Source organism: Microbacterium sp. NPDC079176, assembly GCF_040686675.1.
Lineage (GTDB): Bacteria > Actinomycetota > Actinomycetes > Actinomycetales > Microbacteriaceae > Microbacterium.
Window position 1 is genome coordinate 510,489 of the sequence record NZ_JBFBLM010000002.1, and the last position, 13,600, is coordinate 524,088.

Annotated in this window: 12 protein-coding genes; all 12 read left to right on the top strand. The window is 68.5% G+C overall.

Annotated features, from left to right (window positions below; all coding sequences use genetic code 11):
* Positions 1-78: 78 nt before the first annotated feature.
* The 12 genes from AB0P11_RS06565 (at position 79) to AB0P11_RS06620 (ending at position 13,538) form a co-directional block, all read left to right on the top strand.
* Positions 79-267 (top strand): hypothetical protein, encoded by a 189-nt coding sequence (locus AB0P11_RS06565; RefSeq protein ID WP_053096155.1) that lies wholly within the window; start codon positions 79-81, stop codon positions 265-267.
* 79 nt (positions 268-346) lie between these two features.
* Positions 347-3,007 (top strand): alanine--tRNA ligase, encoded by a 2,661-nt coding sequence (alaS, locus tag AB0P11_RS06570; protein WP_363520662.1) that lies wholly within the window; start codon positions 347-349, stop codon positions 3,005-3,007.
* The gene (gene ruvX, locus AB0P11_RS06575; RefSeq protein WP_053096151.1) at positions 3,004-3,480 is read left to right on the top strand and encodes a Holliday junction resolvase RuvX; all 477 of its coding nucleotides are present in this window, start codon (positions 3,004-3,006) and stop codon (positions 3,478-3,480) included. Before alaS ends, ruvX begins: the two co-directional genes overlap by 4 nt.
* Positions 3,480-5,018, top strand: a complete 1,539-nt coding sequence (gene mltG / locus AB0P11_RS06580; RefSeq protein WP_363520665.1) for an endolytic transglycosylase MltG — start codon at positions 3,480-3,482, stop codon at positions 5,016-5,018. Before ruvX ends, mltG begins: the two co-directional genes overlap by 1 nt.
* On the top strand, positions 5,015-5,827 hold the full coding sequence (locus AB0P11_RS06585) for a shikimate dehydrogenase (protein WP_363520668.1): 813 nt from the start codon (positions 5,015-5,017) through the stop codon (positions 5,825-5,827). Before mltG ends, AB0P11_RS06585 begins: the two co-directional genes overlap by 4 nt.
* Positions 5,828-5,881: 54 nt before the next feature.
* A complete protein-coding gene (aroC, locus tag AB0P11_RS06590) occupies positions 5,882-7,111 on the top strand; it encodes a chorismate synthase (RefSeq protein ID WP_056278778.1) in 1,230 nt (409 codons plus the stop codon).
* Positions 7,095-7,613 carry a shikimate kinase gene (locus AB0P11_RS06595; RefSeq protein ID WP_363520671.1) on the top strand — a complete coding sequence of 173 codons (519 nt, stop codon included), beginning with the start codon at positions 7,095-7,097 and terminating at the stop codon, positions 7,611-7,613. The genes aroC and AB0P11_RS06595 overlap by 17 nt, the downstream gene beginning before the upstream one ends.
* Positions 7,610-8,698, top strand: coding sequence for a 3-dehydroquinate synthase (aroB, locus tag AB0P11_RS06600; protein WP_363520674.1), 1,089 nt, complete (start codon positions 7,610-7,612; stop codon positions 8,696-8,698). Before AB0P11_RS06595 ends, aroB begins: the two co-directional genes overlap by 4 nt.
* Positions 8,695-9,132 (top strand): type II 3-dehydroquinate dehydratase, encoded by a 438-nt coding sequence (gene aroQ / locus AB0P11_RS06605; protein ID WP_285365512.1) that lies wholly within the window; start codon positions 8,695-8,697, stop codon positions 9,130-9,132. The genes aroB and aroQ overlap by 4 nt, the downstream gene beginning before the upstream one ends.
* A 75-nt stretch (positions 9,133-9,207) precedes the next feature.
* The gene (gene efp, locus AB0P11_RS06610; protein WP_053096137.1) at positions 9,208-9,768 is read left to right on the top strand and encodes an elongation factor P; all 561 of its coding nucleotides are present in this window, start codon (positions 9,208-9,210) and stop codon (positions 9,766-9,768) included.
* A gap of 3 nt (positions 9,769-9,771) precedes the next feature.
* Positions 9,772-10,182, top strand: a complete 411-nt coding sequence (nusB, locus tag AB0P11_RS06615; RefSeq protein ID WP_053096135.1) for a transcription antitermination factor NusB — start codon at positions 9,772-9,774, stop codon at positions 10,180-10,182.
* Positions 10,183-10,238: 56 nt separating this feature from the next.
* Positions 10,239-13,538 (top strand): SNF2-related protein, encoded by a 3,300-nt coding sequence (locus AB0P11_RS06620; RefSeq protein WP_363520678.1) that lies wholly within the window; start codon positions 10,239-10,241, stop codon positions 13,536-13,538.
* Positions 13,539-13,600: the final 62 nt, after the last annotated feature.

A 13,600-nucleotide genomic window follows, 5' to 3' on the forward strand; every position in this document is an offset into this window, starting at 1 on the left:
GGTCACCCGACGCCTTCTGTCGTTTGCGCATACGATGGTGACACCGCGCCTTCGCGGGTCAGAGGCAAGGATGACGACATGAAGAACGTGCTGTGGTTCCTGATCGGTGTGATCGGCGGATTCGTCGCTGCGCATTTCATGAACAAGGACCCGCGCGGTCACGACATCCTCGCCGAGGTCGACGCTCGCTTCAACGAGTTCACCGGCATCATCGGCGACTCGTACCGCGAGCAGCAGGCGCGACTCGTAGACCCCGCGGACGACTGATCGCGCGCGGTCTCCCGGCCGCTGCCGCATCATCGTCCCGCCCCTCCACACCCTGTACGCAAGGACACCTGGCACCCCTATGAAAACTGCGGAGATCGCGCAGCGCTATCTCGACTTCTTCGAGAAGAACGACCACGTCATCGTCCCCTCGGCCTCTCTGGTCAGCGACGATCCGTCGCTGCTGTTCACGGTCGCCGGAATGGTGCCGATGATCCCGTACCTCACCGGAGTCGTGCCCGCGCCGCACCCGCGCATCGCGGACCTGCAGAAGTGCATCCGCACCAACGACATCGAAGAAGTCGGGAAGACCGCGCGTCACGGCACCTTCTTCCAGATGATGGGCAACTGGTCCTTCGGCGACTACTTCAAAGAGGGCGCGATCCGCTACGCGTGGGAGCTGCTGACGAGCTCGGAGGCAGACGGCGGCCTCGGTTTCGACGAGAAGGACCTCTGGGTCACCGTCTACGAGACCGACGACGAGGCTGAGGCCATCTGGCGCGACATCATCGGCCTGAAGCCGGAGCGCATCCAGCGTCTGGGGCGTGCGGACAACTACTGGAACACCGGTCAGCCCGGTCCCGGTGGCCCCGACAGCGAGATCTTCTTCGACCGAGGTCCCGCGTACGGCAAGGACGGCGGCCCCGCGGCCGACGACTCGCGGTTCCTCGAGATCTGGAACCTCGTGTTCATGCAGGACTTCATCGACAACATCCGCGGCAAGACCGAGTTCGACATCGTGGGCGAGCTGCCCCAGAAGAACATCGACACCGGCATGGGACTCGAGCGCGTCGCGTTCCTCAAGCAGGGCGTCGAGAACATGTACGAGACGGATCAGGTGCGCCCGGTCCTCGATCGCGCGGTCGAGCTCTCCGGCCGCCGTTACGGTGCCGTCCACGAAGACGACGTGCGCTTCCGTGTCGTGGCCGACCACGTGCGCTCGTCCCTCATGCTGCTGTCCGACGGCGTCCGCCCGTCCAATGAGGGCCGCGGATACATCCTCCGCCGCCTCATGCGGCGCACGGTGCGCTCGATGCGTCTGCTCGGCGTCGACGAGCCGGTATTCCCCGAGCTCTTCGCCACGTCCCGTGATGCCATGAAGTCGGCATACCCGGTGCTCGAGAAGGAATGGTCGACTCTCTCGGCCTCCGCCTTCGCCGAGGAGGAGACCTTCCGGCGCACTCTGGCGCAGGGGTCGACGATCCTCGATCTCGCTCTGGACGAGACGAAGAAGGGCGGCGGGGCGGCGCTGAGCGGCTCCGAGGCGTTCCTGCTGCACGACACGTACGGCTTCCCGATCGATCTCACGCTCGAGGTCGCTGAGGAAGCAGGTCTCGCGGTCGACCGTGAGGCGTTCGACACCCTGATGCAGGAGCAGCGCTCGCGCGCCAAGGCGGACGCTCGCAACCGCAAGCGTCAGCTCGCGGACGTCTCGGTGTACCGCGATCTCCGTGCGCTGGGCGAGACGGGCTTCGACGGCTACTCCGAGCTGGAGGTCGACTCGCGCATCCTCGGCATCCTGGTCGACGGACAGCCGGCCCGCACCGCCTCAGAGGGGCAGATCGCCGAGGTCGTGCTCGCCGAGACGACTCTCTACGCCGAGTCCGGCGGTCAGGTCGCCGACAAGGGCGTCATCGTCGGGCCGGGCTACGAGCTCGAGGTGCTCGATGTGCAGCGTCCGGTGCCCGGTCTGATCAGCCACACGGTCGAGGTCACTCGCGGGGCTGTAGCCGTGGACGACCCCGCGACCACGGTCGTCGACGCCGCCAACCGACGCGCCGCCAGGCAGGCGCACTCGGCGACGCACCTCGTGCATGCGGCGCTGCGTGACACGCTCGGACCGACCGCCACGCAGGCCGGTTCGCTCAACCGTGCCGGGTACATGCGTTTCGACTTCTCGTGGTCTCAGGCTCTCTCGGCCGACACGCGCACCGAGATCGAGGAGATCACCAACCGCGCGGTCAACGACGCCCTCGAGGTCACGACTCGCATCGTGACGCTCGACGAGGCGAAGGAGGCCGGTGCTATGGCGCTCTTCGGCGAGAAGTACGGCGACGTCGTGCGGATGGTCGACATCGGCGGTCCGTGGTCGCGCGAACTCTGCGCGGGCACGCACGTCACCACGAGTGCCGAGATCGGCCTCGTCAGCGTCGTCGGCGAGTCGTCGGTCGGCGCGTCGAACCGCCGCATCGAGGCCCTGGTCGGCCAGGACGCGTTCCGCGAGCTCGCTGCAGAACGCGCGCTCGTGTCGCAGCTGACCACCTCGCTCAAGACCCCTCGCGACCAGCTCGCCGAGCGCATCGCGGATCTCTCCGCCAGCCTCAAGGCGGCCGAGAAGCGCATCGCCCAGTTCGAGTCCAAGGAGCGCGCGGGCCGTGTCCCGGCCATCGCCGATGCCGCGAACCGCGTCGGCGCGTTCCGTGTGGCCGCGCAGTCGCTCGGTGAGGTGGCGTCGGCCGACGATGTGCGCGAGCTCGTCCTCGGCGTCCGCGACCGTCTCGGTTCCGACCCCGCCGTCGTCGCTCTCGGCGCCGTCGTGAACGGACGCCCGGTGGTGGTCGTCGCGACGAACGATGCCGCGCGCACCGCCGGAGCGAAGGCCGGTGCCCTCGCGAAGCGCGCCGCCTCCGTACTCGGCGGCGGCGGCGGAGGTCGTGACGACGTCGCTCAGGGTGGTGGCACGGATGTCGCCGCTCTGCAGGCAGCCCTCGAGGCCGTGTCGCAGGAGCTGCAGTCAGCGTGAGCGGCTTCCGCCGCGGCGTGCGGCTCGGTGTCGATGTCGGGCGTGCCCGGGTCGGCGTCGCCCGCTGCGATCCGGACGGCATGCTCGCGGTGCCGGTCGAGACCGTGCAGCGCAACGACACGTCGATCGACAGGATCGCCGCGATCGCCGAAGACTTCGACGTGCTCGAGTTCGTGGTCGGGCTGCCGGTCAATCTGCAGGGCGCCGACACCGCGTCGACGACCGACGCTCGCGAGTTCGCCGCGGCTCTGCAGGCGCAGACGGGCACTCCCGTCCGGCTCGTCGACGAGCGCCTCAGCACCGTCACCGCACACGCCGCTCTGCGTTCTTCGGGCAGAACACAGAAGAAGTCTCGTAGCATTGTGGATCAGATCGCCGCGGTGATCCTGCTGCAGCAGGCGATCGACACGGAGAAGAGCACCGGAAACCCGCCCGGTGCCACGATTCCGCTCGACGAGGAGTCCCCCCGATAATGCCCGAACGCGAGAGCGCTTCGCCTCAGCACGATCCGGATGCCCGTCTGGGCGATCTGTTCGAGAACCTTCCCGACCCGTCGCCGCAGATCCCGACGGTCGACAACACCCCGCCCGCTCCAGGGTCGCGCCGGGCGGCGCGTGAAGCCGCGGCTGCGCAGCCGGGGGCTCCGGCCGGGCCAGCCGGCAACCCCGCGGACCGCTCGTCGTCGGACGATGCGTCGACCAGGGCGATGCCCGCACTGTCCGCGGACGAGCCCGTTGCCGCCCGACTTTCCGAAAGCGAGTCCTCCGTCGGGGAGGCGGCCGCGGACCGAGCCGAATCCGGCTCGGGGTCGGAAGCATCTGCCGGCGCCGCGGTGGGTGCCGCGTCGGGGAGCGCGGCAGCAGGCGGACGCCTCGAAGACCTCTTCCACGCGCATCCGGAACACGATGCCGGCCACCCAGCGCCCGCGAAGAAGAAGCGCCGCACGGGCTGCCTGGTGGCGCTCGTCATCGTCCTCGCCGTGATCGGCGGCATCGTCGGCGCGGGATTCTGGGCGTGGGGCACCTACGGCGACAAGATCAGCGAGGCGCTCGGATGGGGCGACCCCAAGGACTGGGAGCCCGGGCTCGCATCCGGCGAGGTGCTCGTCACCATCCATGAGGGCGACACGGGCTCTCCCGTGTCCACCGCGCTCTACGAAGCGGGCGTCACGCGCACGGAGGACGTCTTCTACGACTACCTGGTCACCGAGAACGTCGCGGTCACCTTCTATCCGGGCATCTACAGCCTGAAGGAGAAGATGACAGCCGAGGCGGCGCTCGAGGCACTGCAGGACCCCGCCAACAAGCGCGAGAACTCGGCGAGCGTGGGCGAGGGCGCAACCATCGAATCCTCCCTGCCCGACATGGCCGAATCGCTCGGCATGCCCATCGAGGAGCTCCAGGCGGCGGTCGACGCCGACCCTGCGACCTATGGCGTGACCGCCCAGAGCCTCGAGGGGTGGCTGTTCCCGGCCGTCTACACGTTCGATCCGGGAGTCACCGCCACCCAGGTCATCCAGCGGATGGTCGACCGCACGAAGGAATCGCTGACAGAGGCCGGGGTGCCGGCGGAGGATGCTCAACGCGTGCTCACGATCGCCTCGATCATCCAACGTGAGGGCCTCACCGCAGACTTCCCGAAGGTGTCTCGTGTGATCGAGAACCGCCTCGACATCGACATGAAGCTGCAGATGGACTCGACGGCGCAGTACGGCTACGGTTCGCTGCACGAGGGCGTCGTGTCGAGTTCGGCCGAGGCGCTCGAGGACGACAATCCCTGGAACACCTACGTGCACACCGGCCTGCCGGTCACGCCGATCGCGAGCCCGAGCTTCGCTGCGATCGACGCGGCGATGCACCCCGCAGACGGCCCCTGGCTCTACTTCGTGACGACGAACCTCGCCACCGGAGAGACCCAGTTCTCGGTCACCTACGAGGAGCACCTGCAGGGAGTCGAGAAGTGGGAGCAGTGGTGTCAGGAGAACCCCGACGGGGGTTGCTCGGCCGGATGAGCTCCCCGCGGCTCGCAGTCTGGGGCGACCCGATCGCGCACTCCAAGTCTCCGCAGCTGCACGCGGCCGCCTACCGTGCGCTGGGCCTCGATTGGGAGTACACGCGTCGCCAGGTCGACGACGTGGCGTTCGACACGGCTCTGGCCACTCTGGACGATTCGTGGCGGGGGCTCTCGCTCACGATGCCGCTGAAGGAGAAGGCGCACAGCGCGTCGGTCACGCACGACCGCTATGCCGACCTCACCGGAGCAGTGAACACGCTGCTGCTCACCGACGGCATCCGCGGCTTCAACACCGATGTCGGCGGGATCCTCGACGCCCTGGGCGAGCAGGACCTTCGGGGAATCGGTGATGTCCGCATCCTCGGCGCCGGCGCCACGGCATCCTCGGCTCTGGTCGCGTGCGTCGAGGCCGGGGCCCGCACTGTCGATGTGAGGGCGCGCCGTCCCGAACGGGCAGCCGGACTGGTGGCTCTCGGACGAAGACTCGGCGTCTCGATCACGACCTCGACGTTCGATGCCGACGCCGACGATGTCGGGCTCACCGTCGCGACGCTCCCCGGAGGCTCCGTGCTGGACGAGGCGACGTCAGCGCGCCTCAGCGAGAACGGGGGCGCGCTGTTCGACGTCGCGTACTCACTCTGGCCGTCGGCGCTCGCATCGGTGTGGCGCGGGGGGCGGGCCGTCTCCGGGGAGGCGATGCTGCTGCGTCAGGCCGTGCGCCAGATCCGCGTCTTCCTGCACGGAGACCAGAGCGTTCCGCTCCCCTCGGAGGAGGTCGTGGTCGCCGCGATGGAAGCCGCCCTGTAGTCACCGGCCGTCACGCGGCACGATCCGAGGCGAAACGCGTGGGAGACTAGACCAATGCTCCGCGTGCTCACGGCCGGCGAATCGCACGGCCCAGAACTCATTGCCGTCATGGAGGGTCTGCCTTCGGGCGTCCCGGTGTCCTCCGAGGCGATCCAGGCCGATCTCGCACGACGCAAACTCGGCTACGGTCGAGGGTCTCGCATGAAGTTCGAGCAGGACGAGCTGACGATCTCGGGCGGCGTCCGCCACGGCAAGACGCTCGGAAGCCCGATCGCTCTTCGCATCGGCAACACGGAGTGGCCGAAGTGGATCGAGGTCATGAACCCGGAGCCGGTCGAGCTGACAGACAGGTCGCGTGGCCGGAGCGCACCGCTGACCCGCCCGCGGCCGGGACACGCCGATCTCGTCGGCATGCAGAAGTACGACTTCGACGAGGCTCGACCCATCCTCGAACGCGCCAGCGCCCGAGAGACGGCGGCCAGGGTGGCGCTCGGCGCCATCGCGCGCTCGTTCCTCGGCGAGCTGGGCATCCGTCTCGTCAGCCACACCCTCTCGATCGGACCGGTGCGCGTACCCGACGGCGCCGCGCTGCCGACCCCGGACGACGTGGACCGGCTGGACGCCGATCCGCTGCGCTGCTTCGACGCGTCGACCTCCGCCCTGATGGTGGCCGAGGTCGATGACGCGAAGAAGGACGGCGACACGCTCGGCGGGATCGTCGAGGTGCTCGCCTACGGTCTTCCGCCCGGACTCGGCTCGCACGTCCACTGGGATCGCCGTCTGGACGCGCGCCTGGCGCAGGCCCTGATGAGCATCCAGGCCATCAAGGGCGTGGAGGTCGGCGACGGCTTCGAGACCACACGACGACGCGGATCCGCGGCTCACGACGAGCTGTTCGCGACGGCAGACGGCATCTCGCGCGGCTCCGACCGCGCCGGAGGCACCGAGGGCGGGATGTCGACGGGCACGGTGTTGCGCGTCCGTGCAGGCATGAAGCCGATCGCCACCGTGCCGCACGCGCTGCGCACGATCGACATCGCGTCCGGCGAGGATGCCACGGCACACCATCAGCGTTCCGACGTGTGCGCCGTGCCTGCGGCAGGCGTCGTGGCCGAGGCCATGGTCGCCGTCGAGCTCGCCAACGCCGTGCTCGAGAAGTTCGGCGGCGACAGCATCGGCGAGACGCGCCGCAACCTCGACGCCTACCTCGCTGCGATCCCGGCCGAGCTGCGGACGACGCCTGCGTCCGAGGCGGCGCTCATCGCGCATGACGAGCGCGGCTGACCCGCTGTCGCTGGTGCTCGTCGGCCCGATGGCGGCGGGCAAGACCAGCGTCGGTCGTCGTGTCGCGCGCAAGCTCGGCGTCCCGTTCGTCGACACGGACAAGCGGGTGGTCGCGGTGCACGGCCCCATCCCCCTGATCTTCGAGGAGCACGGAGAGTCGCATTTCCGCGCGCTCGAACGGGCCGAGGTCGCAGAGGCGCTGCGTGCGGGCGGCGTGATCTCGCTAGGCGGGGGAGCGGTGACCGACCCTGCGACCAGGAGGCTGCTGCTCGACCATCCGGTCGTCTTCCTGACGGTCACCCCCGCAGCGGTGGCTGACCGCATACAGAGCGGCGGCCGACCGCTGCTCGCGGGCGACGACCCTGTCGGGCGATGGACGCAGATCTTCGAAGAACGTCGAGACTGGTATGACGAGGTGGCATCCGTGACGTTCGACACGTCGCGGCGCCCCATGCAGCGCATCGCCGACGACATCGCGGCGTGGAGGAGAGAACTGGGATGACTACGACAACCATCAGCGTGACGGGCGAGAACCCCTACGACATCGCCATCGGGCGGGGGATCCTCGATCAGGTGTCCGCGGCACTCGAGCCCGGAGTCCGCAAGGTGCTGGTCGTCCACCCGCCGACCCTGGCCGCGCGTGCGGCAGAGCTTCGTGACAGGCTGCTCGCCGATGTCGAGAACGGTCCGCGGGAGGTCCTGCTCGCCGAGGTGCCGGATGCCGAGCAGGGCAAGCGCATCGAGGTCGCCGCCTTCTGCTGGCAGGTCATGGGGCAGGCCGACTTCACGCGCTCGGACGCGGTCGTCGGATACGGCGGAGGCGCCGTGACCGACCTCGCCGGATTCGTCGCGGCGACCTGGCTTCGCGGCGTGCAGCTCGTGCAGGTGCCCACCACCGTGCTCGGCCTCGTCGATGCCTCCGTGGGCGGCAAGACGGGGATCAACACCGCTGAGGGCAAGAACCTCGTTGGAGCGTTCTGGGCTCCCCGTGCGGTGATCGGCGATCTCGACGAGCTGGCGAGCCTCAGCCCGAACGAGGCGACCGCCGGATTCGCCGAGGTGGTGAAGGCGGGGTTCATCTGGGCACCGGAGATCCTCGACATCATCGAAGCCGATCCGGTGCGCGCCGTCGACTCGACCACACCGGAGTTCCGGCGTGCGGTCGAGCTCGCGATCGACATGAAGGCCCAGGTCGTCTCGGACGACTTCCGCGAGGCGGGGCAGCGCGAGATCCTCAACTACGGCCATACGCTCGGCCACGCCATCGAGCATGCCGAGCGCTACCGCTGGCGGCACGGCGCGGCGATCTCGATCGGCATGCTGTACGCCGCCGAGCTGTCGCGACTCGCGGGGCGACTGTCGGACTCCGCAGCGGAGCGCCACCGCACGATCCTCGAGTCGCTGGGCCTTCCGACCGGCTACCGTGCCGGTGCGTGGCCGCAGCTGCTGGCAACGATGCAGCGCGACAAGAAGAGCCGCGGCGGCATGCTGCGCTTCATCCTCCTCGACGACATCGCGAAGCCCACCGTGCTGCAGGCACCCGATGAGTCGCTGCTCTTCGCCGCCTACCAGGAGATCAGCGAATGACCCGCCGCATCCTGCTCGTGAACGGGCCGAACCTCAACCTGCTCGGCAGTCGCGAGCCCGAGGTCTACGGCACGGCGACGCTCGCCGATGTGGAGCGACTCACCGCTGAGGCGGCCGCAGCCGAGGGCCTCGAGATCCGCGCTGTGCAGAGCAATCACGAGGGTGTGCTGATCGACGCGATCCATGCCGCGCGCGCGGACTGCGCGGCGATCATCATCAATCCGGGCGGGCTCACGCACACGAGCGTGTCGCTGCGCGATGCGCTCACGGGAGTCGCGCTGCCGTTCGCCGAGGTGCACATCTCCGACGTGTACGCACGTGAGGAGTTCCGGCACCACTCGTACCTGCACGATGTCGCTGCGGTGCGGGTCATCGGCGAGGGTGTCGACGGCTACGCGAGCGCTGTGCGGCAGCTCGCAGCGCTGATCCCGTAGAATCGACTCTCGGCCCACCCCAGTCCAGACCGGACGCGAGCGGCCCCCAGACTCGAGAAACGGAAAGTCCAGCGCATGGCATCTACCGCAGACATCAAGAACGGCGTCGTCCTGAGCATCGAGCGGCAGCTCTGGAGCGTCGTCGAGTTCCAGCACGTCAAGCCCGGCAAGGGTGGCGCCTTCGTGCGCACCAAGCTGAAGAACGTCATGACCGGAAAGGTCGTCGACAAGACGTTCAACGCCGGCGCCAAGGTCGAGATCGAGAACGTCGACCGTCGCGACTTCACCTACCTCTACACCGATGGTGACGGGTACGTGTTCATGGACCAGACGGACTACGACCAGATCACGGTCCCCGCTGCGACCGTCGGCGACGCGAAGAACTTCCTGCTCGAGAACCAGCAGGTCACGATCGCGCTCAACAACGGCAACCCGCTGTACATCGATCTCCCCGCGTCCGTGATCCTCGAGATCACCTACAGCGAGCCCGGTGTGCAGGGCGACCGCTCGTCGGCGGGAACGAAGCCGGCCACGCTCGAGACGGGCTACGAGATCCAGGTGCCGCTCTTCGTCGAGACCGGCACCAAGGTCAAGGTCGACACGCGCACCGGCGACTACCTCGGTCGCGAGAAGTAAGGCGTGAGCGCCCGTACGAAAGCGCGCAAGCGCGCACTCGACATCCTGTTCTCCGCCGACGTCCGTGGAGACGAGATCGCGGTGACCCTGGCCGCAGAGGCCAAGCGCGCCGCGAGCGAACCCGCTCGCGAGGCCTCCTGGCTCTACGCCCGTGAGGTGGTGGACGGCATCATCGACCACCACGACGAGATCGACGAGCAGATCACGACCCACAGCCGCGATTGGAGGATCGAGCGCATGCCCGCGGTCGATCGCGCGCTGCTGCGCATCGGCGTCTGGGAGATCCTGTTCAATGACGCGGTGCCGACCGCTGTCGCCATCGATGAGGCGGTCGAGCTCGCCAAGGAGTTCTCCACCGACGATTCGGGCGCGTTCGTGCACGGCGTGCTCGCACGCGTCTCTCGCGCGGCCTGAGCGACGACTCGGGACGCGGTCTCCGAGATGTCGGAGGCCGCGGGAAGGATGGGGCCATGCCCGCGCCGCACGTCGATCTTCGCGACCTCATGCAGATCACCGATGTCGGGGGCTACCAGCGCGGTCTCGCGTACTTCCGCGAGGGCAATGTGCTCGACGTGGTGTGGCACGAGGATCTGCTCGAACTCGAGGGCCATGTGCGCGGCAGCTCGGACGCCCAGTATGTGACCGAGATCGTCTTCCTCTCGTCCAACGGGACGAGACGGGTTCGGACGACCCGCTGCACCTGCCCGGTGCGGAGCGGCTGCAAGCACGTGGTCGCCACGCTGCTCGCGTCCAATGTGCACGAGTACTCGCAGCAGGCCGCGGCTCTCCAGCGGCAGCCCGACGCGGAGCAGAAGCCCGCCGCACCGCGCACCGCCGCAGTGGCGTCGTGGCGGACCCTGCTCGACCCTGCGGTGTCGCAGCACCCGCAGCGCCTCGCTCTCGGCATCGAACTGCGTCACCGTGAGTCTCGGAGCGAGAACCACTGGGGGCCGCGCCCCGTCCGGGCGGCGACCGCGCGCGATCTCGCCCGCCCGAGCGGTGAGCTGCTTCTGGCGATCCGCCCGATGATGCGCAGCGCGCAGACCGGTGCATGGATCCAGGGCGGCGCAGGCTGGGATGCGGTCCGTCGCGACGCCTCGCAGTTCGGTCGCGACCAGAACCGCTGGTTCGGGGATCTCCTCAGCATCTCGCGGGACTCGCTGCTCTCCGGCAATGCCGGCGAGTGGCTCGTCCTCGACCAGGTCGAGTCGCCGCTGCTGTGGAGGCACCTCCGATCGGCCACCGACGTCGGAATCCCTCTCGTTCCCAGTCAGAAGAGCGCCTCGGTGCGGATCGCATCCGCGGCCGACGTCTCCGCGAAGATCAGTCGCACCGAGGAGGGCGCTCTGGAGGTCGCCGCCGACGTGCGCATCGACGATCGAGTGATTCCCGCCCGCGAGGTGCATCCGATCGGTCGTACGGGTGTCTACGCGGCGAGCCTCGTGGGTGCGCGGATCGAGGTCGTCCTCGCCGAAGTGTCGTTGAGCGAGCAGACACGTGCTCTGCTCGCGGCCTCCGACCCTATCCTCGTGCCGGCCGACGACGAGCAGGCGTTCATCGCCGACGCCTATCCGCTTCTGGCCCGGCGCAGCACCGTGCGCACGGTCGGGGAGGTCGCGCTTCCCGACGTGCCCGAACCGGAGGCGGTGCTCACGGTCAGCTACGAGCGCGGCGACGTCGTCAGCTACGCATTCGAGTGGTCGTACGGTCCGTTCGGCCGAGTGCCGTTCGCGTGGAATGACGCAGCGGTGCGAGATGCCGAGAGCGAGACGATCAGACGCGCGGCGATCGAGGCGGCATGGCAGGAGTTCCGCACGACGAGCTTCCGCCCGAGCGGTTCGTTCCACGACATCGATGCGGCGGCGTTCATCGCGGAAGGCGTTCCCGCGCTCGAGGCTGTGGGCGTCCGCGTCGAGTCCCACGGAGAACGCAAGGCGTATCGCGAGCTGACGGGGGATCCTGAGGTCAAAGTCACGACCGTCGAATCGACCGACTCGGACTGGTTCGATCTCGGCATCCTCGTGACGATCGACGGTCGACTCATCCCGTTCGGACCGCTGTTCACGGCGCTGAGCAGGGGGCGCAAGAAGCTGCTCCTCTCCGACGGCGGCTACTTCTCGCTCAACCACCCGTCGCTGGATCGTCTGCGTGATCTCATCGAGGAGGCGGGCGAGCTCGACGAGTGGGAGACCGGTCCGCGCATCAGTCGCTACCAGACCGATCTGTGGGAGGAGTTCGAAGACCTCGCCGACGAGGCCCAGCCGGCTGTCAGCTGGCGCGCCACGGCCGACGGGCTCCGTCAGGCCACGGGGGTTCCGCCGACGCCCGTTCCTGCGGGAGTGCAGGCCGATCTCCGCCCTTATCAGAAGGCCGGCTTCGACTGGCTTGTCTTCCTGTGGCGTCACCGACTGGGCGGGATCCTCGCCGACGACATGGGTCTGGGCAAGACCCTGCAGCTCCTCACGTTCGTCCAGCACACGCGGGATGCCGGCGAGACGAGACCGTTCCTGGTGCTGGCGCCCACGTCTGTCCTGAGCACGTGGCGGTCGGAGGCGGCCCGATTCACGCCCGGGCTTCGTGTGTCCATCGTCGACAGCACGAGCGGGAAACGGGCCGACGTCCTGAGGGCGGCGGCCCGGTCGAGCGATCTCGTCGTCAGCTCGTACACGGTCGCCCGACTCGACGAGGAGGAGTTCCGCGAGATCGAGTGGGCCGGACTGATCCTCGATGAGGCCCAGTTCGTCAAGAACCCCAAGACGCGGCTCCACCGCGCCATCTCGACATTCCATGCCGACGTCACGTACGCGGTCACGGGAACCCCGATGGAGAACAGCCTCTCCGAGCTGTGGTCGCTGCTCAAGCTCGCCGCCCCCGGCCTGTTCCCTTCGGCTCGGAAGTTCAAGGACCGCTACATCCAGCCGATCGAGAAGGGCAAGGTGCCCGAGAACGAGGAGGGCGGCGAGTACCGCGCACGGCGCCTCGCTCAACTGCGTCGTCGAGTGAGGCCCCTGATGCTGCGACGCACCAAGGAGCTCGTCGCTCCCGACCTGCCGGCGAAGCAGGAGCAACTGCTCGAGGTCGAGCTGAGTCCGGCGCACAGGGCCCTCTACGACGTCGTGCTGCAGCGCGAACGGCAGAAGGTCCTGGGGCTGATCGACGACCTCGATCGCAACCGCTTCATCGTGTTCCGCTCGCTCACCCTGCTGCGCATGCTGAGTCTCGCTCCCGCGCTGGTCGACGAGGCCGACGCCGAGATCGGGTCGAGCAAGCTCGACACACTGCTCGAGCGCGTCGCCGAACTGCAGGCCGAAGGGCACCGTGCTCTGGTCTTCAGCCAGTTCACGTCGTTCCTCGACCTCGCGGCTGCCCGGCTCGAGGCCGCCGGCATCCCGTATGCGCATCTCGACGGCTCGACGCGCCGCAGAGAGCAGGTGATCGACGGCTTCAAGTCGGGGGAGCAGCCGGTCTTCCTCATCAGCTTGAAGGCGGGTGGGTTCGGACTCACGCTGACGGAAGCCGACTACGTGTTCCTCCTCGATCCGTGGTGGAATCCCGCGGCCGAGGAGCAGGCGATCGACCGCACGCACCGCATCGGTCAGACCAATCAGGTGTTCGTCTACCGGATGATCTCGACCGGCACGATCGAGGAGAAGGTGCTCGAGCTGCAGCGCCGCAAGGCCAGGCTCTTCACCGCGGTGATGGACGACGACGAGCTGTTCGCGCAGTCCCTCACCGCAGACGACATCAAGGGTCTGTTCGACGGCGCGTGATTTCTCCCGGCCGGGTCACCGCGTCCGCCCAGGACCCCGTCGGTAGAATCGAACGGTTCACT

Excerpts from the sequence above, each read along its gene's own strand:
- AB0P11_RS06565 (WP_053096155.1), top strand. The coding sequence starts at position 79 with ATGAAGAACGTGCTGTGGTTCCTGATCGGTGTGATCGGCGGATTCGTC.
- alaS (WP_363520662.1), top strand. The coding sequence starts at position 347 with ATGAAAACTGCGGAGATCGCGCAGCGCTATCTCGACTTCTTCGAGAAG.
- mltG (WP_363520665.1), top strand. The coding sequence starts at position 3,480 with ATGCCCGAACGCGAGAGCGCTTCGCCTCAGCACGATCCGGATGCCCGT.
- AB0P11_RS06585 (WP_363520668.1), top strand. The coding sequence starts at position 5,015 with ATGAGCTCCCCGCGGCTCGCAGTCTGGGGCGACCCGATCGCGCACTCC.
- aroC (WP_056278778.1), top strand. The coding sequence starts at position 5,882 with ATGCTCCGCGTGCTCACGGCCGGCGAATCGCACGGCCCAGAACTCATT.
- AB0P11_RS06595 (WP_363520671.1), top strand. The coding sequence starts at position 7,095 with ATGACGAGCGCGGCTGACCCGCTGTCGCTGGTGCTCGTCGGCCCGATG.
- aroB (WP_363520674.1), top strand. The coding sequence starts at position 7,610 with ATGACTACGACAACCATCAGCGTGACGGGCGAGAACCCCTACGACATC.
- aroQ (WP_285365512.1), top strand. The coding sequence starts at position 8,695 with ATGACCCGCCGCATCCTGCTCGTGAACGGGCCGAACCTCAACCTGCTC.
- efp (WP_053096137.1), top strand. The coding sequence starts at position 9,208 with ATGGCATCTACCGCAGACATCAAGAACGGCGTCGTCCTGAGCATCGAG.
- AB0P11_RS06620 (WP_363520678.1), top strand. The coding sequence starts at position 10,239 with ATGCCCGCGCCGCACGTCGATCTTCGCGACCTCATGCAGATCACCGAT.